The sequence below is a fragment of the Microbacterium sp. SYP-A9085 genome, assembly GCF_009649635.1.
Lineage (GTDB): Bacteria > Actinomycetota > Actinomycetes > Actinomycetales > Microbacteriaceae > Microbacterium.
The window spans coordinates 104,457-125,535 of sequence record NZ_WJII01000002.1 but is presented as its reverse complement, the minus strand read 5'-3'; the positions used below and the strand labels follow the sequence as shown (position 1 = coordinate 125,535).

Genomic DNA, 21,079 nt, shown 5'->3' with positions numbered 1-21,079 from the left:
CCCGCGGGGTGCAGGATCGTGGACATGCAGCTGTCGAGCACCTCTACCCAGCGCACCTACCGGTACGTGCGGATCTCGATCGTCGGCGCCGTCGCCGTCCTCGGCGTCGCGCTGGTGGTCGTGACCGCCGCCCACGGCCCGGTGACATCGCTGAGCGCCCTTTTCTACACGCCGGCGCGCACCGTGTTCACCGGCGTGATGTTCGCCGTGGCGCTGGCGTTCCTCGCGCTGTCCGGGCACAGCGTGGAGCAGGTGCTGCTGAATCTGGCGGCACTGTTCGCGCCGGCGATAGCGATAGTGCCCACTCCTGTCGCCCCCGGTGACGGCCCCGGCATCGACCCGATCTGCGCGGACGGCATCCCCTGTGTGCCGGCCGGCTACATCCCCGAGCTGCGCACCGGCATCGTGACCCTCGCGGTGACGGCGATCCTCGGGGCCGCGCTCGCGGTGATCCTCGCGCGCCTGCAGCGCACTCTCACTCCCGGCGTCGCCGTCGCCGCCGTGGCGGCCGTCGTGCTCGCCGCCGTTGCGCTGGTGTGGGCACTGGCCGCCGACGCGTCGCTGCTGCGGATCGGCCACCTGATCGCCACCGGCGGGTTCTTCGGCCTGATGGTCGCCGTCGCCATCGTGTCCGCGGTCACCTCGCAGGATGCCTGGCGGCGGCTCTACGCCGGCGTCGCGATCGGCATGGGGGCGTTCCTCGTGTACCTCGGCACCGTGATGATCGCGCGCCTGGCCGGTGCCGACCAGACCGGGCAGCCGTGGATCCTCGTGGGGGAGGCCGGCCTTGTCCTTCTGTTCGCCGTGTTCTGGATCGCACAGACCGTCCAGCGGTGGGACGACGTCGACCCCGCCATCCTGGCGCGCTGACTACCGCGCCGGCAGCTGCTGCAACGTCCACCGGTTGCCATCCGGGTCGCGGAACGTCACGAACCGCCCCCACGCCTGCTCTTCCACGCCCTCGGCGTCGGCGCCGACCTCGCGCAGGTGTGCCAGGGCCGCCTCGGCGTCCGGCACCACGACCTGGATGGTGCTCTGCCGGCCCGGCTCCAGGTCGATGCCCAGGTTGGTGCCGAACGCTATCGAGCAGGCCGAGCCCGGCGGCGTCATCTGCACGAAGCGCAGCCCCTGATACGGGGTTTCGTCGTGGTCGGGGTGGAAGCCCACCCGCGTGTAGAACTCCTTGGCCCGGTCGACGTCGCTCACGGGGACGTAGATCAGCTCGATACGCCAGTCCATGCTCACTCCTCTGTCCGTCACCGCCACGGTAGACGGGGTCCCGGACATGGAATACCCCGCGGTCATCCGCGTTGAAGTTGATACGACAACGCTCAAGTTTGTAATCTTGATGCACTAGGACTCATGTTTTCAAGGAGACACCGTATGGACGACGGCACTATGTCGGGCGGCGGGGGCGCGTTCGACGACTTCCTCGCGCGCTACCTGGCCGGTGAGCGCGCGCGTGAGCAGCGAGCCATCGACCTCGGGCGGTTCATGACCGCCCGGACCCAGGAGCTGCTGCAGCAAGCCGCGCAGTTCGCGCTGTCCCGCGGGCAGCGCGAGGTCGACACGCTGCACGTGCTGCGGGTGCTGATGGATGCCGCGCCCGCCCAGGAGACGGTGCGGCGCATCGGCGCCGACCCCACCGGGATCGCCCGCGAGGCCGAGAGCCGGCTGCCGTCGGCGGCGGGATCAACCGGGGCGGACGGCACCGTGGTGACCCCCGCGCTGCAGCGCGCCCTCTTCCACAGCTTCCAGGTGGCCCGGTCGTCCGGCTCGACCTACATCGACCCGGAGCACCTGTTCTTCGCCCTCGTCCTCGCCCAGGACACGCCGGCCGGGCAGGTCCTCGCGCAGGCGGGGGTCACGGCGGATGCGCTCACCCAGAGCACCCCGGAGACCGTGAGCGCCGGGACCGACCCGGCCGAGGCGCCCGCCGCGCCGGACACGCCGATGCTGGACCAGTTCGGGACCGACCTGACTGCGCTCGCCGAGGCCGGCAGACTCGACCCCGTGATCGGACGCGCCGACGAGATCGAGCAGACGATCGAGATCCTGTCGCGGCGCACGAAGAACAACCCGGTGCTGGTCGGTGAGGCGGGCGTCGGCAAGACCGCTATCGTCGAGGGTCTGGCCCGCGCGATCGTCGCGAACGAGGTCCCCGAGCAGCTGCGCGGCACGCGTGTGATCTCGCTCGATCTGCCCGGCATGGTCGCCGGGACCCGGTACCGCGGCGACTTCGAGGAGCGCCTCACGAAGACGATGGACGAGATCGCCGCGCACGCCGGCGAACTGATCGTGTTCATCGACGAGGTGCACACGGTCGTCGGCGCCGGAGGCGGCGGTGACGCCGGCGGGATGGACGCCGGAAACATCCTCAAGCCGCGCCTGGCCCGCGGTGAACTGCATCTGATCGGCGCGACGACCCTGGACGAGTACCGCCGGATCGAGAAGGATGCCGCGCTCGAGCGCCGCCTCCAGCCGGTCAAGGTGGGCGAGCCCGGTGTCGAGGACGCGGTGAGAATCCTGCACGGGCTGAAGGCCGCGTACGAGCAGCACCACGGCGTCGCCTACACCGACGCCGCACTGCGAGCCGCCGTGGAGCTGTCCGACCGCTACCTGACCGCGCGCGTGCTGCCGGACAAGGCCATCGATCTCATCGACCAGGCCGGCGCACGCCTGCGTCTGCGGCTGGGACTGCAGGCGGACGCCGCGGCGCTGCTGCAGGGCCTCGCCGACCTCGAGGCGGAGAAGAACGCCGCCGTCTCGGCCGAGCGCTACGAGGATGCGTCGCGCCTGCGGGACGAGATCGCCGCGGTGCAGGCCAAGCTCGACGGGCTCGCCGCCGGCGCCGGCGGCCCCCGCGGCGACGCGGTGGTGGACGAGTCCGAGATCGCGAGCGTGATCAGCCGGGCCACCGGCATCCCGGTCAGCCGTTTGACCGCGCCCGAGCGCGACCGGCTCGCCGTCCTCGAGGACGAGCTGCACCGGCGTGTGGTCGGGCAGGACGATGCCGTCGCCGCGGTCGCGAAGGCCGTGCGCCGCAACCGGACCGGCATGGGCGATGCGCACCGCCCGATCGGCTCATTCCTGTTCCTGGGGCCCACCGGGGTCGGCAAGACCGAACTGGCCAAGGCGCTCGCGCAGTCGCTGTTCGACGACGACGGGGCGGTCATCCGCTTCGACATGAGCGAGTTCGGCGAGCGGCACACCGCCGCGCGTCTGGTCGGCGCGCCTCCCGGATACGTGGGCTACGACGAGGCCGGGCAGCTCACCGAGCGGGTGCGGCGCACCCCGTACGCCGTCGTCCTGTTCGACGAGATCGAGAAGGCCCACCCGGACGTGTTCAACCTGCTGCTGCAGGTGCTCGACGACGGCCGGCTCACCGACGGGCAGGGCCGCACGGTCGACTTCCGCAACACCGTGGTCGTGATGACCTCGAACCTGGGCAGCGAGTTCCTGGCCTCCCGCTCCGGCGCTATCGGATTCATCGCCGACGGCGGCGGGGCGACCGGGTTCGGCTCCGAGGACGACCTGCGGGGGCGCGTGTTCGCGAAGCTCCGCGAGGCGATGCGGCCCGAGTTCCTGAACCGGATCGACGAGATAGTGCTGTTCCGCAAGCTCGACCGCGACCAGCTGGGGGGCATCGTCCGGCTGCTGCTTCAGGCCACCGCGAAGCGCCTCGCGTCCCGGGCCGTGCGCCTCGATGTCACCGATGCGGCCGTGCAGTGGCTGGCCGACCACGGGTACGAGCCCGAGTACGGCGCGCGCCCGCTGCGCCGGCTCATCCAGCGGGAGGTCGACGACCGGATCGCGGACCTGTTCGTCTCGGGCGACCTCGAGGACGGGGCAGCGGTGCTGGTGGATGCCGCGGACGACGTGCTGCGGGTGGCGACGGCCCCGGTGGCCGCAGGCGTGGCCTGACACCCCGCGGCCCGGCCGCGCGCATCCTGCAGGAGATCCCGGCCGACACGCCGCGACCGGCCACCGAATGCCGGCGTGTCGGCCGGAATCTCCTGCGATCCGCACACGGTGCCACACTCGAGGGATGGATGCTGCACACGTCTCGATGGGGGTGGCCGGCACGCTCGGCCCGGACGCGATAGCCGAGATAGCGATCGCCTCCGAGCGCGCGGGTCTGCACGCGCTGTGGGTCAACGACACCCCCGGCGGCGACTCGCTCGCGGCGCTGCGCGCGGCGGCCGCCGCCACGACGCGGATAGGGCTTGCCACCGGCGTCATCCCGCTCGACCGGCACACTCCGGACGAGATCCTCGCGGCCGCCGCGGAGCTGCCCGCGGCCCGGCTCACGCTCGGCGTCGGATCCGGTCAGGCGTCCGGCCCCGTGCTCGACCGCGTGCGCGCAACCGTCGCCCGGCTGAAGGCCGGCACCTCCGCGCGCGTCGTCGTCGGCGCGCTCGGCCCGAAGATGCGCGCGCTGGCCGCCGAGGCCGCCGACGGCCCGCTGCTGAGCTGGCTCACGCCCGAGCTCGCCGCGACCCAGGCGGCGCAGGCACACGCCGTCGCCCCCACCGCGCACGTCGCCCTGTACGTGCGGACGGCGCTCGAGGACGGCGGGATGCCGCGGCTGCGCGCGGAGACCGACCGTTACGCGCGGTTCCCGAAGTACGCCGCCAACTTCGCGCGGCTGCAGATAGCGGCATCCGCGACCGTGATCAGCCCGGCCGATGCAGACCTCGTCACCGCCTACCGCGCCGCGGTCGACGAGGTCGTGCTGCGCGCCATCACCGAATCCGACGACGTCGACGCGTACGTGCGATTCGCCGAGCGGGCCCGCCGGCTCGCGGGGTAGGCGGCGGCGTCTGGCAGGGTGGGGGCATGACCGTCGTCGGCGCCATCTTCAGCCCGTACCCGAACCCGCCCGAGTCGTTCCGCGCCGCCGTCGCGGCCGCCGAGGACGCGGGCCTCGCCGAGCTGTGGATCTGGGAGGACTGCTTCCGCGAGTCCGCCTTCGCCGCGGCATCCGCGGCCCTCGCGTGGACCGAGCGGCTGCGCGTCGGCATCGGGATCGCCCCCATGCCGCTGCGCAACGTCGCGGTCACCGCGATGGAGATAGCGACGATCGAGCGGATGTTCCCGGGGCGCCTGCTACCCGGGGTCGGCCACGGCGTGCTGCGCTGGATGGGGCAGGCCGGCGCCCGCGTCGCGTCGCCGCTGACGCTCATGCGCGAATATGTCCCGGCGCTGCGCCGACTGCTCGCCGGCGACGAGGTCACCGTCGCCGGCCGCTACGTGAACCTCGACCGGGTGCGGCTGGACTGGCCGCCCGAGACCGCGCCGCGCGTGTACGCGGCCGCGGAAGGCCCGAAGACGCTCGCGCTGTGCGGCGAGGTGGCCGACGGTGCCGTGTTCGTCTCCGAGCACACCCCCGCCGAGGTCGGGGCCGCGGTCGCCGCGGTGCGCGCCGGCCGGGAGGCGTCGGGGCAGGGCGGGATGCCGGAGATCGTCGCGTATGTGGACGCGACGTTCGGGACGGATGCCGGCGGGTCGGACCGGATGCCGGCGGGTCGGACCGGATGCCGGCCGGCACTATCGAGGAGGTCGCCGCCGGCGTGCGACGCTTCTCGGACGTCGGCGTGGACCGCGTCATCCTGCTGCCACCGGCCGACGCTGCGCTGCCGGACTACTATCGCGACGCGGCTGCCGTGGGCCGGCTCGCGGGCGGCACCGCATGACCCGGGTCGCCGCGCTGGCCGGAGCATCCGGCTTCGTCGGCCGGGCGCTGACCGCAGCCCTTCGCGCCGACGGATATGAGACGCGCCTGATCGGCCGCGCCGGTGTCGACGCCCGCTGGGACGACGAACCCTCGGTGCACCGCGCCGTCGACGGCGCCGAGCTTCTCGTGAACCTCGCGGGCCGGTCCGTCGACTGCCGCTACACCGACCGGAACCGCAACGAGATCCACCGTTCCCGCGTCGTGACGACGCGGACGCTGCACGCGGCCGTGGCCGCGGCATCCGCCCCGCCGTCGCTGTGGCTGAACGCGAGCACCGCGACGATCTACCGCTACGCGCTCGACCGCCCGCAGGGCGAGGACGACGGGGACGTAGGCACGGGGTTCTCGGTCGACGTCGCCCGCGATTGGGAAGCGGCCTTCTTCGCCGGCACGCTGGAGCGCACCCGGCGGATAGCGCTGCGGATGTCGATAGTCCTGGGCGACGGACCGGCCACCGCGATGCTGTTCCGGCTCGCGCGCACGGGCCTGGGCGGACCGCAGTACGACGGACCGTGGTTCCCGCACCTGCGGTACCGGGGGATCGGCGCGCACCCCACCGGTGACGGCCGCGCGCCGTGGCACCGTTCGCGGGGCCGTCAGCGGTTCAGCTGGATCCACATCGACGACGTCGTCGGCGCCGTGCGGTTCGTGCGCGACCGCCCCGACATCGACGGGCCGCTCAACCTCGCGTCGCCGCGGCCGAGCGACAACCGGACGCTGATGGCCGCGCTGCGTCGCACCGTCGGCATCCCGTTCGGCCTTCCCGCGTCCCGGTTCGTTTTGGAACCGGCCATGTGGGCGCTGCGCACCGAGCCGGAGCTTGTCCTGAAGAGCCGCTGGGTGGTGCCGCGCCGGCTCCTCGCCGCCGGCTACCCGTTCGCCTTCCCCGATCTCGACGACGCGCTGGCAGACGTCTGGCGGACACGGCGCGCATGACCCGCGTCACGCGGCCTCGGCCTCGGCCCCGGGCTCGTCGACGATCCGCACGTGTGGGATCAGCACTGTGCACCCCACCAGCAGCACCGCCGAGATCGCGACGCCGATGAACACGGCGATCGACCCGGCCTGCACGGCGGCGGGATGCTGCGCCCCGCCGGACGCCCCGATCACGGCATTCGCGACGGCGCCGTACACCGCGACGCCCACCGAGCTGCCCACCGACCGGGCCAGCATGTTCGTCCCGGACACGACGCCGCGCCGCCGCAGATCCACCGACGACTGCGCGGCGATCAGCGCAGGGTTCGCCACCAGGCCGAGCCCGAGGCCCACCACGAAGCACGCGACGGCGGTGAGCACCAGCGACGGCGCCGACGCGAACGACACCAGCAGCACGGCGCCCACCACCGCCAGGACGCTGCCGATCATGGCGGTGGCCCGGAACCCTATCCGCAGGTAGAACCGGCCCGCCAGCCCGCCGCTCAACGGCCAGCCCAGGCTCAGCGCCGCGACCGCGAGCCCCGCCAGCAGCGGCGTGGCCCCCGCGGTGGACTCCAGGAAGGTCGGCACGAACGACGTGAGCCCGATCAGCACCGCGCCCACCCCCAGCGCCGCGAGGGACGTGGTCACCACCACGCGACTGCCGAACACCCACGGCGCCAGCACCGGATCGGCGGCTCTGCGCTCGGCCAGCGCGAACACCACCAGCAGCGCGGCGCCCAGGCCGAAGCATCCGACGCTCTGCCAGCTGCCCCACGCCCAGCCCTGGCCGCCCTCCAGCACGCCGAGCACCAGCAGCACCAGCGCGGACGTCAGCAGCGTGGCCCCGGCGACGTCGATGCGCCGCCGATGCCGCTCGAACCGCTCGTGGTAGGCGCGCAGCAGCATGAACAGCGCCAGCAGGCTCAGCGGCACGTTCACCCAGAAGATCCACCGCCACGACAGGAACTGGGCGAAAAGGCCGCCGAGGGTCGGGCCCGCCACCGAGGAGATGGCCCAGACACTGGCCAGGTACGCCTGCGCGGTGGCCCGCTCGCGGACCGTGTAGATGTCGCCGGCGATCGTCATGCTCGTCGGCGTGATGGCACCGGCGCCGAGCCCCTGCACGGCGCGGAACACTATCAGCGCGGTCATGTTCCATGCCATCGCGCTCGCGACCGACCCCACCAGGAACAGCCCTATCCCCGCGATCATGATCGGCTTGCGCCCGACGGTGTCGCACAGCTTCGCGTACACCGGCACCGACGCCGCCTGGGCGAGCAGATAGATCGAGAAAAGCCACGGGAACTGCGCGAAGCCGCCCAGCTCCGCGACGATCGTCGGCACCGCGGTGGCGAGGATCGTCGAGTCGATCGCTATCAGGAACGACGCGAGCATCAGCGCCAGCAGGATCGGCCCGCGCTCCGACCGCAGACCGACCTGATTCGCCATACTGCAAGCCAACCATGCCGCGACGCTCCGGCATTCCCCGTGTCGGCGCCGGATGGGAGAATGCGAGGATGCTGCTGGCCCAGCTGGTCCTCACGGTCGACGCGGTCGCGGCGACGCGGTCGCGGCTGCAGAAGATCGCCGTGCTCGCGGACCTGCTGTCGCGGCTCGACGGCGACGAGGTGGCCACGGCGGTGGGACTGCTGGTCGGCAGCCCGCGGCAGGGGCGGCTCGGCGTGGGATGGCGCACCATCGCGGCCCTGCCGGCGGTGCACGCGGCGGAGGCCTCCCTGACCCTCGGCGACGTCGACGCGGCGTTCGACGCGCTGGCCGCGGCATCCGGCGATGGCTCGGCGACCCTGCGCGGGGAGCTGCTGCGGGGCCTTGCCGCCCGCGCGACGGCCGCGGAATGGGACCTGCTGGCGCGCGCCATCCTGGGCGAGCTGCGCACCGGGGCGCTGCAGGGCGTGCTCCTGGAGGCGATAGCGCACGCCGGCCGTGTCGACGCGCACGCGGTGCGGCGGGCGGCGATGCTCTCCGGCGACCTCGGCGCGACCGCCGCGCTCGCGCTGCGCGGCGCCGACCTGGACGCGGTGGGTCTGCAGGTGGGGCGCGCGGTCCTGCCGATGCTGGCGGCGACCGCCGCCACGGTCGCCGAGGCGATCGCGGTCACCGGCGAGGCGTCCGTGGAGTACAAGCTGGACGGCGCCCGCATCCAGGTGCACCGGCGCGGGGACGAGGTGCGCGTGTTCACCCGGAGCCTGGCCGACATCACGCACCGGGTGCCGGAGATCGTCGCCGTCGCCCGGGAGCTGCCGGTGCGCGACGTGATCCTCGACGGCGAGACCCTCACGCTCGACGAGGCGGGGGCACCGCGGCCGTTCCAGGACACGATGGCGCGGTTCGGCGCGGACGCCGCCGGCGGCTTCGCGCTGCGGCCGTGGTTCTTCGACATCCTGCACGTGGACGGCCGCGACCTCATCGACGAGCCGCTGCGGGTGCGGATCGCCGAGCTGGAGCGTGTCGCCGGCGGAGCCCGCATCCCGGGGATCGTCACGGCGGATGCCGCGGCCGCGCAACGTCTTGCGGACGAGGCGCTCGCCGCCGGCCACGAGGGCGTCGTCGTGAAGGGCATCGACGCGCCGTACGCGGCGGGGCGCCGTGGGAAGAGCTGGATCAAGGTGAAGCCGGTGCTCACCGTCGACCTCGTCGTGCTCGCGTGCGAGTGGGGGTCCGGGCGCCGACGCGGATTCCTGTCGAACCTGCACCTGGGCGCCCGTGACCCCGACGGCGCCTACGGCGCGCCCGGCGGCTTCGTGATGGTCGGCAAGACGTTCAAGGGGCTGACCGACGAGCTGCTGCGCTGGCAGACCGAGCGGTTCCCGCAGATCCAGACCCGCAGCACCGCGTCAGCCGTGTTCGTGGAGCCGGTCACCGTCGTGGAGGTGGCGATCGACGGCGTGCAGCGCTCGCCTCGCTATCCCGGCGGCGTCGCGCTGCGATTCGCGCGGGTCAAGGCGTACCGGCCCGACAAGCGCCCCGACGAGGCCGACACCATCACGACGCTGCGGGACCTGCTGCCCGGCTGACGGTCACGAGCGCGCCGGCTGCAGCCGCACCCGCACGATGTTCGTCGACTCGTCCAGCTCCGCTATCTCCGCGTGCGCCTTCACGAAGTCGGAGAACGAGCGGTGCCCGAGCGCCTTCTCGCTGAACGACGGGTCCATCCGGCGCAGCAGGTTCTTCACCGCGGACAGGTGCATCCACTCGTCGTCGGTGCGCACGTGCTCGAGCTTCAGGGCCCGCTCGAGCAGTTCGCCGGAGACATCCGGCTCCTTCTTCTTGCGCTTGCGGGTGGGCGGGGCATCCGTCTGCTCGGCCTTGTGTGCGGGCTCGGGGGTGCTGATGCCCGGCAGCGAGTCGTAGCTGTCGAACTGGTCGCACGCGGCGGCCAGGGACTTCGCGGTGGACCCGGCCACCCCGATGCCCACGACGATCCGGCCGAGCCGCTTGCAGCGCTGCGCGAGCGGCACGTAGTCGCTGTCGCCGGCGACGATCACGACGTGGGTGAGGTCGGGCAGGCGGAACATGTCCTCGACCGTGTCCACGGCCAGCCGGATGTCGGCGCCGTTCTTGGCGTACGCCGCGGCGGGGAACAGCTGGACGAGGTCGACGGCGCGCGCCACGAGCTGCGAGCGGTACTCGGCGTTGACCGGATTGGACCAGTCCGCGTACGCGCGGGTCAGCACGAGCGTGCCGAACGACGCGGCGTAGTCGATGATCGCCCCCACGTCGATCGTCGCCTCGTGCAGGCGCTGCGCGATCTCGGTCTCGGTGACGTCGGCGCTGATCCGCTGACGGTCACGCGAGTACGCGTTGCGGCCATGCACCCGGTCGTACCAGGACATGACGATGTTGTCGAAGTCGAGGTAGACGGCGACGCGGGCATCTGGGGCTGTGGGCATGACCCCAGTGTGTCAGGTCACCCTATGCTCGTGTCATGCCGTTCGTTTTCTCGCTCCTGATGCTCGCGGCGATGGTGTTCGCCGTCGTCGACATCGTCTTGCGTGATGACGGGCAGATAAAGCACATGCCGAAGCTGGTGTGGCTGCTCCTGGTGATCCTGCTGCCCCTGGTCGGTGTGGTGCTGTGGTTCACGATCGGACGGGAGTATCCCGAGCGCGCACCCCGTGCGTCCCGGCCCGCGCACCGCGCCGCGGCCCCCGCGCCGGCGCCGATGCACGACACGCGCACCACCGAGCAGCAGCTCGCCGACCTCGAGCGTGAGATCGAGGAGGAGCGGCTGCGCGCCGAGTTGCGTCGCCGCACCGGCGACGAGACTCAGTCGGCCGGGTAGCGCACGCCGATCTGCGCCCGGATCCCGTCCAGCGCGGCCATGATCGCCACCGACTCGTCGATCGGCAGAATGTCGCTGTCGCGGCGTCCCTCCGCGATGATGCGCTCTGCCGCCAGCGCCTGGAACTGCATCCCGCGTCCCTCGACGCGCGACACGTAGTCCTCGATCACGGTCCCGTCCGGCGCGGTGAGCCGGAACGACGTGGGGGAGTACCAGACCCGATCGATGTCGATGCGGGCCGCGGTGCCCACGATGTGCGCGGTGTTCGGGCCCGCTGCACGCGAGGAGGACAGCGTCGTGGAGACGGCGCCGGAGGCGTGCGTGAACAGCGTCCCCACTTCGGTGTCCGCCCCTGTCGGACCCAGCTGTGCATGCGCGCTGACAGCGGTGGGGGCGCCGAGGATGTCCCACGCGAACGAGATCGGATAGATCCCGAGATCCAGCAGGGCGCCTCCGCCGAGCGCAATGGCGTTCAGCCGGTGCGCAGGGTCGGCGCTGAGCCGCTGCGTGTGGTCGGCGAAAAGCGCGCGCACCTCGCCGAGCGCGCCGTCGGCGACGAGCTCGCGCACCCGCACCATGTGCGGCAGGTAGCGCGTCCACATCGCCTCCATCGCCAGCAGACCGGCCGCCGCCGCGGCATCCCGCACCTCGCGCGCCTCGCGCGCGTTCACGGTGAAGGCCTTCTCGACGAGGACGTGCTTGCCGTGCTCCAGGCACAGCAGAGCGTCGGCGGCGTGCATGGGATGCGGGGTGGCGATGTACACGATGTCGACATCGGGGTCGGCGGCGAGCTCCGCGTACGAGCCGTGCGCGCGGGGGATGTCGAAGCGCCGCGCGAACTCCTGCGCGGCGTCGGCCCGACGGGAGGCGACCGCCCGCACGTCCAGGCCCGCCGTGCGCAGGTCCGAGGTGAAAGCGTGGGCGATGCCGCCGGTGGCGAGGATGCCCCAGCGGAGCCCGGGGTGGTCGTGCGTGCGGGGTCCGGTCATGTCCCCAGACTAGGGGTCCTCACAGCGCGGCCAGGGCGCGGTCGAGGTCGTCGATGAGGTCGTCCGGGTCCTCCAGGCCGATCGATATCCGCACCGTCGCCTGCGAGATCCCGGCCTCGCGCAGCTGCCGGTCGGACAGGTGGCTGTGCGTCATCGAGGCCGGATGTGTGACGATGCTGCGCGCGTCGCCGATGTTGGCCAGGAGCCGCAGGAGGCGCAGGCCCGCGACGAACCGCTCGACCCGGGCGAAGTCCGCGTCCGGGTCGCCGGCGGGATGCAGATCGATCGAGAACACCGACGGCACCCCACGGGGCAGGTAGGTGCGGGATGCCGCGTGCCACGGACTGTGCGCGAGCCCCGGGTGGTGCACGGCGGCGACGGCGGGGTGCGCGTCGAGGTGCTCGGCGATGCGCTGCGCGGAGGCCGCGTGCCGCTGCATCCGCAGGTCGAGCGTCTCCAGGCCCTGCAGCAGCGCGAACGCGGCCGCCGGCGACAGCGTCGGGCCGAGGTCGTGCAGGTGCTTGCCCTTCACGAGCGCGATGAACGGCGATGCGCCGGCGAACCGCTCCACCAGGCTCGCCTCGAACCCGAGCCGCCGCGAGGGCGCGGTCAGCGCCGGCCAGCGCTGCGGGTCGGCGGTGAAGTCGAAGGTGCCCAGGTCGACGATGGCGCCGCCGAGCACGGTGCCGTGCCCGCCGATGAACTTCGTCGCCGAGTGCACGGAGATGTCCGCGCCGAACTCTCGCGGCCGCTGCAGGTACGGCGTGGCCACGGTGTTATCGACCACGAGCGGGACCCCCGCCGCATGGGCGACGTCGGCGACGGCCCGCACGTCGAGGACCTGCGCGATCGGGTTCGCGACGGTTTCCGCGAAGAACGCCCGTGTGTCCGGCCGTACGGCGGTCCGCCACGCGTCGATGTCGTCCTGGTCCACGAACGTGGTGCGGATGCCCCAGTCCGGCAGCGTGTCCTCGAGCAGGTCGATGGTGCCGCCGTAGAGCTGCCGGGCGGCGACGATGTGACCGCCGCTGCCGGCCAGGGCAAGCAGGCTCAGCGCGCACGCGGCCTGGCCGGACGCGAGCCCCACGGCCGCGACGCCGCCTTCCAGCGCCGCTATCCGCTGCTCGAAGACGCCGACCGTGGGGTTCGCGGTGCGCGAGTAGATGTCGCCGTCGCGGCGGTGCGCGAAAAGGTCGCGGGCGTGGGAGAGCGAGGCGAACTCGAAGGCGTTGGACTGGTAGATCGGCGGGACCGCGGCCGACACCGGCATCCCCGCCACGAACCCGGCCTGCACCTGCGCGGTGGCGAACGCGGGAGCCGGACAGTCGGCGGGATCGGACATGCGTCCATTCTCCGTTTCCGGGCGCCGACGCGGTCCGGCGTGTGTCGCAGTGTTGCACCGGACACGGCACGATGGAGGAGTGAACCCCCTGATCGACGCCGCGCAGCTGTCCGCCCTGATGTGTGCCGGGACCGCCGTGCGGGTGCTCGACGTGCGCTGGCGGCTGGATGCCCCGGACGGGCGCGCCGCATACCGCGACGGTCACGTCCCCGGCGCGGTGTACGTGGACATGGACACCGAGCTCGCGCACATCGACGACCCCGCCGACGGGCGGCATCCGCTGCCCTCGCTGCCGGCGCTGCAGACGGCCGCCCGGCGCTGGGGCCTTCAGCCCGGCGTGCCGGTGGTCGCGTACGACGACTGGAACATGATGGGCGCGGCCAGGGCGTGGTGGATGCTGCGCGGGGCCGGCGTGCCGGACGTGCGCGTGCTGGACGGGGGCCTTACCGCGTGGCGTGATGCCGGACTGCCCCTGGAGCGGGGCGACGTCCGGCCGGCCCCGGGGACGCTCCGGCTGCACGAGATCGACCGGGGCGTGGCATCCATCGACGACGCCGCCGCCTGGCCGGGGCACGGCGTGCTGCTGGACGTGCGCGCCCCCGAGCGGTACCGGGGCGAGACGGAGCCGCTGGACCCGGTCGCCGGGCACATCCCGGGCGCGGTGAACCTGCCGAGCACGGTGCATCTGCGGGACGGCAGGTTCGCCGGCCCTGCGGCCATCCGGGACGCTTTCGCATCGGCGGGCGTGCAGGAGGACACCCCGGTCGCCGCGTACTGCGGGTCGGGCGTGACCGCCGCGCACACGGCGCTCGCCGGGGCCGTCGCGGGCCTGGATGTCACGGTCTATCCGGGGTCGTGGAGCCAGTGGTCGCACACGCCCGGGCGCCCGGTGGCTACGGGACCAGCGTGATCTTGCCGTCGACGCCGGCGGCCAGGGCCGTCAGCGCCGCCGCCGCCTCGGCGAGCGGGTAGTCGGGCCCGAGCTCGACGGAGAACCGGCCCGCCGCCATCAGCGCGAGCGCGACCGGCATGGCCTCCGCCCGCAGCTGCTGCTGACGCGGGGTCAGCGGGTCGGGGGCACCGCCCAGGAACGCGCGGATGCCGAGTGCGGCGGCGTCCTTCCCGCGGACCAGGGTCACGATGCGGTGCCGGTCGGCGACCAGGCGCAGCGACACGTCGATGGCCTCGTCCGTGCCGGCGATGTCGACCACGGCGGACACCCCCTGCGGAGTGGCCGCGCGCACGCGCTGCTCGAGGCCGTCGCCGTACGCGACGGGGATGGCGCCGAGCGCGCTCAGCCGGTCGTGACGTCGGGGCGACGCCGTCGCCACCACCGCGGCACCCCACAGCACCGCGAACTGGACGACCGCCTGGCCGACGGCCCCCGATCCGCCGTGCACCAGCACGGTGTCGCCGGCACCGACGCCCAGGGACCGCAGCGTCTGATACGCCGTGCCGGCGGGGATGCCCAGGGCGGCGCCCGCGGCGGCGGAGACGCCGACCGGGCGCGGCTGCACCGCGGTGACCGGCACCGTGACGTGCGAGGCGTACGTGCCGGTCACGCCGAACACGATGACGTCCTGGCCGAGCACGACGCCCTCGACGTCCGGGCCGACCGCGACGACGGTGCCGGCCCCGTCGGAACCGATCCGGCGGGGCGCGGTGATGGGGCCGGTGGGCCGCAGCCCGGAGAGCACCTTCGCGTCGATCGGGTTGACGCCGGCGGCGGCCACACGCACAGTGACCTCCCCGGCAGCGGGTGCCGGGGAGGTCACCTCCCGCAGTGTCAGGACCTCGGGTCCTCCGAACTCGACGTACTGGACTGCGTGTGCCATTCCTTCAGGATGTCACGGCGCGAGCACGTTGTCGGCCTCGGCGGCCGCCTCGCGCTCGATGTCGATGACCTTCGGGTCGTCCTCGTCGGCACCGTAGTCGCTGGGGAACGTCGAGTCGGTGGTGTCGACCACCTTGACGGCCCGCAGGATCAGGGTGAGCCCGACCGCGATCACGGCGTTCAGCGCGAACGCCGAGACTCCGATGTAGACCGGGATCTGCGTGAACGGGAAGTTCGCGATCGATCCGCCGAAGTGGTTGTGCGTGGCGGGGTTCACGACGTTGTACGCCGCGACGGTGCCGTACACGATCCCCGCCGCCCAGCCGATGAACAGCGCCCACTTGTTGAACCACCGCGTGTACAGGCCCGCGACGATCGCCGGGAACGTCTGCAGGATCCAGATGCCGCCCAGCAGCTGCATGTTGATCGCGGAGGACTGGTCCATGCCGAGGACGAACACCAGTGCGCCGACCTTGACGATCAGCGACACCAGCTTGGAGACCTTCGCCTCCTGCGCCGGGGTGGCGTCCTTCTTGAAGAAGTCCTTGTAGATGTTCCGGGTGAACAGGTTGGATGCCGCGATCGACATGATCGCCGCGGGCACCAGGGCCCCGATCGCGATGGCGGCCAGTGCCACGCCGGCGAACCACTTCGGGAACGCGTCGGTGAACAGCTGCGGCACGACGAGCTGCGCGTTCACGGCGCCGTTGACGTCGATCGGCTTCGTGCCCGCGGAGATGGCGACGAAGCCCAGCAGCGCGAGGCCGCCCAGCATCAGCGAGTACAGCGGCAGGATCATCGCGTTGCGCCGGATCGTGTTGCGGCTCTTCGTGGCCAGCACGCCGGTGATCGAGTGCGGGTACATGAACAGCGCCATCGCGGAGCCGAGGGCGAGCGTCCAGTACGCGTTGAAGCTGCCCGCGCCCGGGATCACCGCACCGAACGGGTTGCCGGTGGCGGGGTTGGTCGCGCTGAGCTTCGTGTTGGCCGCGTCGAAGATGTGCTCCCACCCGCCGAACTTCGTGGGCAGGTAGATGACCGCCACGATGATGGCCGCGTAGATCAGAATGTCCTTCACGACGGCGATCAGCGCGGGGGCGCGCAGGCCGGCCGTGTACGTGTACGCGGCGAGCACGACGAACGCGATGATCAGCGGCAGGTCGGCCATGAACCAGTTCGTGTTCGACCCGAGGCCGAGCACCGTCAGGACCGACTTGATGCCGACCAGCTGCAGCGCGATGTACGGCATCGTGGCGACGATGCCGGTGACCGCGACGGCCAGCGACAGCGAGCGGCTGCCGTAGCGTCCGCCGATGAAGTCGGCCGGGGTCACGTACCCGTGCCGGTGCGATACCGACCACAGCCGCGACATCAGCAGGAACACTATCGGGTACAGCACGATCGTGTACGGCACCGCGAAGAAGCCGCTGACGGCGCCGGAGGCCCACATGGCCGCGGGGACCGCGACGAACGTGTACGCGGTGTACAGGTCGCCGCCGAGCAGGAACCAGGTGACCCAGGTGCCGAATCCGCGTCCGCCCAGGCCCCATTCGTCCAGGGTCTTCAGGCCGCGGTCGGCCGGTGCGGTGCGCCAGCGGGACGCGAGGAAGCCGACGATGGCGACCGCGACGAACAGGACGACCACGATGATCAGCGGAATCCACTCCACGGGCCGGTTCGGCGCGACGGGGGAGGCTGCGGTGTAGGCGAGCATCAGGCGTCCCTCCCGTCACGGACGGCGGCGCGACGGCGGCGGTCCTCCTTGCGCATCAGCAGATACGCGATCGACAGCAACCCGGAGGCCAGGAAGACCCAGATCAGCTGATACCAGAAGAAGAACGGGATGTCCCAGAGGGCAGGATCCCACCGCGCGTAGGTGGGGATGAGCAGCGGCATGACGATCGCCAGCACGATCAGGATGCCGGAGACGATGTACGGTCCGGGGCGAGCCGGGCCGCGCGTGGGGGTGTCGGTGGACGTCATCGTCGATCCTTCCGGGAATTCAGTTGTGTGTAGGGCCGCATCGTGCGCGACCCGGGAAGATACTTTTCTCCCGCAACGGGCGTCACGTCAAATCGATGTCAGCGCCGTGCGGATCCGCGGGAAGGACACGGATGCCGCGGTGCCCAGGCTCTGCGCGAACAGGCTTATCCGGTACTCCTCCAGGAGCCACCGCACCGCCACCAGCCCGTCCGGCGCGTCCGCCGGCAGCGGCAGCGTCCCGCCCGCCTCGGCGTAGGCGGCCTCGGCGCGCTCGAACTCGGTCTGCCGCTGGCGGTCTCGTCCCGGATTGTCGGGCAGCGCGCGCAGGCGCAGCAGCGCACCCTGCAGGTAGCGGGGGAGGTGCGCGAGCTGTGCGAGGCCGGTGCGCGCGACGAACCCGGGGTGCACGAGGGCTGCCAGCTGCCCCCGCACATCGTTCAGCGCCGGCAGCAGGGTCAGGGCGTTCGTGGCCTTCACCGCCCGCTCCACGTCGCGGGCCGCTGCGAGGATCCGCGCGAGCAGCGCGACGGCGGTGAACAGCTCGTCCATCACGGCCCCGGCGAAAGCGTCCCGCACCCGGTCGAACTGCGCGCGGGTGCGGACGACCCCGTCCGGGTGCGTCCGGGCTATCACGGCGTCCGCGACGGCGACCCGGCAGTCCTCGACCGCGGCGCGCGCGGCCGGATAGGGGGATGCCGCGAGCGCGAGCTTCTCGGCCGCCGTGAGGTGCCCGAGCACATACTCCGCGGGGCTGGGCGTGGACAGCAGGACAAGGCGCCGCACGCCGCCGCGCGTCGCCCGCGCGGCCTTCTCGAGTGTCGTCTCGATCCGCACGGCGACCGCTGCGCCCTCGTCGACGAGGGCGGGATACCCGCGCACCACGCCGCCGGCGACCTTCGTATCGACGACGGCGGGAAGCTCCTCGATGTCCCACGCCGTCATCCCGGTGCGCTCGGCGAACCCTGAGCCGCCTGCCCCGGCGGGTGCGGGGGACGGCCTCGCGGCCCGGTCACCGCGGCTCAGCGACCTGCTCACGGCCTCGCGCGTGCTGGCGGCCAGCCGCGTCTGCAGGGCCGCGAGATCGCGGTCCGATCCGGCGGCGCGGCCGCGCGCGTCCACGGCGCGGAACGAGACCTGCAGGTGCCCGGGGACCCGCGTCATGTCGAAGTCCGCGGCCGTCACCGGCTGGTTCGCGACGCGCTGGATGCGCTCGGCGAGTGCGGCCCGCAGCCCCAGCGCCGGCAGTCCGTCGTGGGACTCGGGCCCGGCCCCGGCGAGCTCTTCGGCGAACCGGGCAGCCCAGTCGGCGGCGGGGACGACGTGACGGCGGATCGCCTTGGGCAGAGCACGGATCAGCGCGGCGACAAGCTCGTCCCGCATCCCGGGCACCTGCCAGTCGAATCCGTCGGGCCGCAGCGCCGCCAGCAGCGGAAGCGGGACGACGACGGTGACGCCGTCGTCGGGGGCGCCCGGCTCGAACCGGTACGCGAGGGACAGCACCTGGTCGCCCTGCCGCCACCGCGTCGGGAAGTCGCGCTCGTCGGCCCGCGTGGCGTCGTCCACGAGGTCGGCCTCGCTCAGCTCGAGCAGGTGCGGACTGCGGGAGTGCGTCTCGCGCCACCACGCGGCGAACGACCGGACGTCGTACACGTCGCGCGGCACCCGGGCGTCGTAGAACGCGTACACCGCCTCGTCGCCGGCGAGGATGTCGCGGCGCCGTTCCCGCTCCTCGAGCTTTTCGAGGCGGCGGCGCAGCTCGAGGTTGCGGCGTGCGAACGCGGTGAGGCGCGCCTCGAGCAGCGTCATGTCCCACTCGCCGTCGACGAGCGCGTGGCGCAGGAACAACTCGCGCGCCAGCGGACGGTCCATGCGCGCCAGCTGCACGCGGCGCCGGGGGATGATCGCCACCCCGAACAGCGTCACCTTCTCGCTCGCGACCGCCGCGCCGGCATCCTTCGACCAGTGCGGTTCGGACAGCTGACGCTTCGCGAGGTCGCCGGCCAGCGGCTCCGCCCACGCCGGGTCGATGGCGGCGACGGTCCGCGCGTACAGGCGACTGGTCTCCACGAGCTCGGCGGCCATCAGCGCCTGCGGGCTCTTCTTGCGCAGCCCGGACCCCGGGAACACGGTGAACCGTGCGCCGCGCGCGCCGACGTATTCCGCGCGCAGCCTGCGCTTGGCGTCGCTGCGGTCGCGCCCCGGCTCGGCGAGGATGCCGATCTGCGACAGCAGTCCGGACAGGATGGCGACGTGGATGGCATCCGGTGCCGGCTCCGCACCCCGAGCGTGCCCGGCGGACCGCGACCCGTGCATCAGGGAGCCGAGCTGGCGGTGCACGTCGAACCATTCCCGCACGCGCACATAGTTGAGGTGCTCACTGCGGCAGGTGCGCCGGAACGCGCTCGAGCCGAGCTCGTGCTGCAGCCGCTGGAGGTGGTTCCACAGGTTCAGGATCGTGAGGAAGTCGCTCGTGGGGTCCACGAACCGGGCATGCAGCCGGTCGGCCTCGTCCTTCCGGTCCTCGGGTCGCTCCCGCACGTCGGGGATCGACAGCCCCGCCACGATGGCCTGGACCTCGGCGAGCACGCCCAGCCGCCGCGCCTCGACGAGCATCCGTGCGAAGCGGGGGTCGATCGGCAGCCGCGCCAGTTCCCTGCCGATGGCGGTCAGCGTGGGAGCGTCGCCGCCGCGCGCGGTGTGCACCGCGCCCAGCTCGACGAGAAGGTCGTACGCCGCCTTCACGCCGCGGGAGTCCGGCGGCGTCAGGAACGGGAAAGCGGCGATGTCCCCGAAGCCCAGCGCCAGCATCTGCAGCACGACGGAGGCCAGGCTCGTGCGCAGCACCTCGGGCTCGGTGAACACCGGGCGGGACGCGAAGTCGTCCTCTGCGTAGAGGCGGATCGCGACGCCGGGCGCGGTGCGACCGGCGCGCCCGGAGCGCTGCTGCGCCGACGCCTGTGAGATCGGCTCGATGGGCAGGCGCTGCACCTTGCTGCGGTTGCTGTACCGCGAGATGCGCGCGGTGCCGGCGTCCACGACGTAGCGGATGCCGGGCACCGTGAGGCTGGTCTCGGCGACGTTCGTGGCCAGGATCACCCGGCGGCGCACCCCCGCGAGCGCGGACCGCTCGAAGACGCGGTGCTGCTCGGCGGCCGACAGGCGCCCGTACAGCGGAAGCACCTCGGTGGGGGCGGCATCCTTCGCATACATGCCGCGGACGGCATCGATCGCGTCGCGGATCTCCGCCTCCCCGGGCAGGAACACGAGGACGTCGCCGGGGCTCTCCCTGTCCAGTTCCCGCAGCGCGGCGACGACGGGCTCGATGTCGTCGTCCAGGTCGGCAGGTGCCCGGTAGCGGACGTCGACCGGGTACGTGCGGCCGGAGACCTCGATGATCGGGGCGGGCGTGCCGTCGGCCGCCGCGAAGTGGGTCGCGAAGCTCTCCGGGTCGATCGTCGCCGACGTGATCACGACCTTCAGATCGGGTCGCTGCGGGAGGATGCGGCGCAGGTACCCGATCAGGAAGTCGACGTTCAGGGACCGCTCGTGTGCCTCGTCGACGATGATCGCGTCATAGCGGCGCAGCAACCGGTCCCGGTGGATCTCGTTCAGGAGGATGCCGTCGGTCATCAGCGCAACGCGGGTGTCCTCGGACACCTTGTCGGTGAAGCGCACCCGGTAGCCGACCGTGGTCCCCAGCGGCACCTGCAGCTCCTGCGCTATCCGCTCCGCGATGCTGCGCGCGGCGATGCGCCGCGGCTGCGTGTGCGCTATCCGGCCGTGGCCGAGCTCGAGGAGGATCTTCGGCAGCTGCGTGGTCTTCCCTGAGCCGGTGGCGCCCGCGACGATCACCACCTGGTTCGAGGCGACAGCCCGCGCTATATCGCCCCGCGCCGCGCTGACGGGCAGCTCGGGCGGGTACGCGATGACGGGTTCGGGGGAAGACACAGCCTGCCATCGTATCGCCCGGGGC

Annotated in this window: 17 protein-coding genes; 8 read left to right on the top strand and 9 right to left on the bottom strand. The window is 72.6% G+C overall.

Annotation, left to right across the window (positions count from 1 at the left end):
• The first annotated feature begins 24 nt into the window (after window positions 1–24).
• Window positions 25–870, top strand: a complete 846-nt coding sequence (locus GH740_RS05385) for a hypothetical protein (protein ID WP_153745089.1) — start codon at window positions 25–27, stop codon at window positions 868–870.
• Here GH740_RS05385 and GH740_RS05380 read toward each other — a convergent pair whose 3' ends face one another.
• Window positions 871–1,239, bottom strand: a complete 369-nt coding sequence (locus GH740_RS05380; RefSeq protein WP_153745088.1) for a VOC family protein — start codon at window positions 1,237–1,239, stop codon at window positions 871–873.
• Between the two features lie 144 nt (window positions 1,240–1,383).
• Between GH740_RS05380 and GH740_RS05375 the strand changes: the two genes are divergently transcribed.
• The 4 genes from GH740_RS05375 (at window position 1,384) to GH740_RS05360 (ending at window position 6,673) form a co-directional block, all read left to right on the top strand.
• Window positions 1,384–3,924: an ATP-dependent Clp protease ATP-binding subunit gene (locus tag GH740_RS05375; protein WP_153745087.1), complete on the top strand. Its 2,541-nt coding sequence runs from the start codon at window positions 1,384–1,386 to the stop codon at window positions 3,922–3,924.
• A 124-nt stretch (window positions 3,925–4,048) separates the two neighbouring features.
• The gene (locus tag GH740_RS05370) at window positions 4,049–4,813 is read left to right on the top strand and encodes an LLM class flavin-dependent oxidoreductase (RefSeq protein ID WP_153745086.1); all 765 of its coding nucleotides are present in this window, start codon (window positions 4,049–4,051) and stop codon (window positions 4,811–4,813) included.
• A 26-nt stretch (window positions 4,814–4,839) separates the two neighbouring features.
• The gene (locus tag GH740_RS05365) at window positions 4,840–5,775 is read left to right on the top strand and encodes an LLM class flavin-dependent oxidoreductase (RefSeq protein ID WP_153745085.1); all 936 of its coding nucleotides are present in this window, start codon (window positions 4,840–4,842) and stop codon (window positions 5,773–5,775) included.
• On the top strand, window positions 5,693–6,673 hold the full coding sequence (locus GH740_RS05360; protein ID WP_153745084.1) for an epimerase: 981 nt from the start codon (window positions 5,693–5,695) through the stop codon (window positions 6,671–6,673). The genes GH740_RS05365 and GH740_RS05360 overlap by 83 nt, the downstream gene beginning before the upstream one ends.
• Window positions 6,674–6,679: 6 nt before the next feature.
• Here the strand turns inward: GH740_RS05360 and GH740_RS05355 are convergent, their stop codons facing one another.
• Entirely contained in the window at window positions 6,680–8,104 is a 1,425-nt protein-coding gene (locus GH740_RS05355) for an MFS transporter (protein WP_153745083.1), read from the bottom strand.
• Window positions 8,105–8,172: 68 nt separating this feature from the next.
• On the opposite strand from GH740_RS05355, the gene GH740_RS05350 reads away from it, so the two are divergent.
• Window positions 8,173–9,690: an ATP-dependent DNA ligase gene (locus GH740_RS05350; protein WP_153745082.1), complete on the top strand. Its 1,518-nt coding sequence runs from the start codon at window positions 8,173–8,175 to the stop codon at window positions 9,688–9,690.
• A 3-nt stretch (window positions 9,691–9,693) separates the two neighbouring features.
• Here the strand turns inward: GH740_RS05350 and GH740_RS05345 are convergent, their stop codons facing one another.
• On the bottom strand, window positions 9,694–10,566 hold the full coding sequence (locus GH740_RS05345; RefSeq protein WP_153745081.1) for an NYN domain-containing protein: 873 nt from the start codon (window positions 10,564–10,566) through the stop codon (window positions 9,694–9,696).
• A 35-nt stretch (window positions 10,567–10,601) separates the two neighbouring features.
• Here GH740_RS05345 and GH740_RS05340 point away from each other — a divergent pair, with 35 nt between their 5' ends.
• Window positions 10,602–10,958, top strand: a complete 357-nt coding sequence (locus GH740_RS05340) for a PLDc N-terminal domain-containing protein (RefSeq protein ID WP_153745080.1) — start codon at window positions 10,602–10,604, stop codon at window positions 10,956–10,958.
• Here the strand turns inward: GH740_RS05340 and GH740_RS05335 are convergent.
• The gene (locus tag GH740_RS05335; RefSeq protein WP_153745079.1) at window positions 10,943–11,947 is read right to left on the bottom strand and encodes a Gfo/Idh/MocA family protein; all 1,005 of its coding nucleotides are present in this window, start codon (window positions 11,945–11,947) and stop codon (window positions 10,943–10,945) included. The two genes, GH740_RS05340 and GH740_RS05335, sit on opposite strands and share 16 nt — an antisense overlap.
• Window positions 11,948–11,966: 19 nt before the next feature.
• Window positions 11,967–13,289, bottom strand: a complete 1,323-nt coding sequence (locus GH740_RS05330; RefSeq protein ID WP_153745078.1) for an O-acetylhomoserine aminocarboxypropyltransferase/cysteine synthase family protein — start codon at window positions 13,287–13,289, stop codon at window positions 11,967–11,969.
• A 79-nt stretch (window positions 13,290–13,368) separates the two neighbouring features.
• On the opposite strand from GH740_RS05330, the gene GH740_RS05325 reads away from it, so the two are divergent.
• Window positions 13,369–14,199: a sulfurtransferase gene (locus GH740_RS05325; RefSeq protein ID WP_367640775.1), complete on the top strand. Its 831-nt coding sequence runs from the start codon at window positions 13,369–13,371 to the stop codon at window positions 14,197–14,199.
• On the opposite strand, the gene GH740_RS05320 is transcribed toward GH740_RS05325, so the two are convergent.
• The 4 genes from GH740_RS05320 to hrpA form a co-directional block, all read right to left on the bottom strand.
• Window positions 14,183–15,124 (bottom strand): NADP-dependent oxidoreductase, encoded by a 942-nt coding sequence (locus GH740_RS05320; protein WP_153745076.1) that lies wholly within the window; start codon window positions 15,122–15,124, stop codon window positions 14,183–14,185. The two genes, GH740_RS05325 and GH740_RS05320, sit on opposite strands and share 17 nt — an antisense overlap.
• 12 nt (window positions 15,125–15,136) lie before the next feature.
• Window positions 15,137–16,837, bottom strand: a complete 1,701-nt coding sequence (mctP, locus tag GH740_RS05315; RefSeq protein WP_153745075.1) for a monocarboxylate uptake permease MctP — start codon at window positions 16,835–16,837, stop codon at window positions 15,137–15,139.
• The gene (locus GH740_RS05310) at window positions 16,837–17,106 is read right to left on the bottom strand and encodes a DUF3311 domain-containing protein (RefSeq protein WP_153745074.1); all 270 of its coding nucleotides are present in this window, start codon (window positions 17,104–17,106) and stop codon (window positions 16,837–16,839) included. The genes mctP and GH740_RS05310 overlap by 1 nt, the downstream gene beginning before the upstream one ends.
• Window positions 17,107–17,193: 87 nt before the next feature.
• A complete protein-coding gene (hrpA, locus tag GH740_RS05305; RefSeq protein WP_367640773.1) occupies window positions 17,194–21,054 on the bottom strand; it encodes an ATP-dependent RNA helicase HrpA in 3,861 nt (1,286 codons plus the stop codon).
• Window positions 21,055–21,079 lie beyond the last annotated feature (25 nt).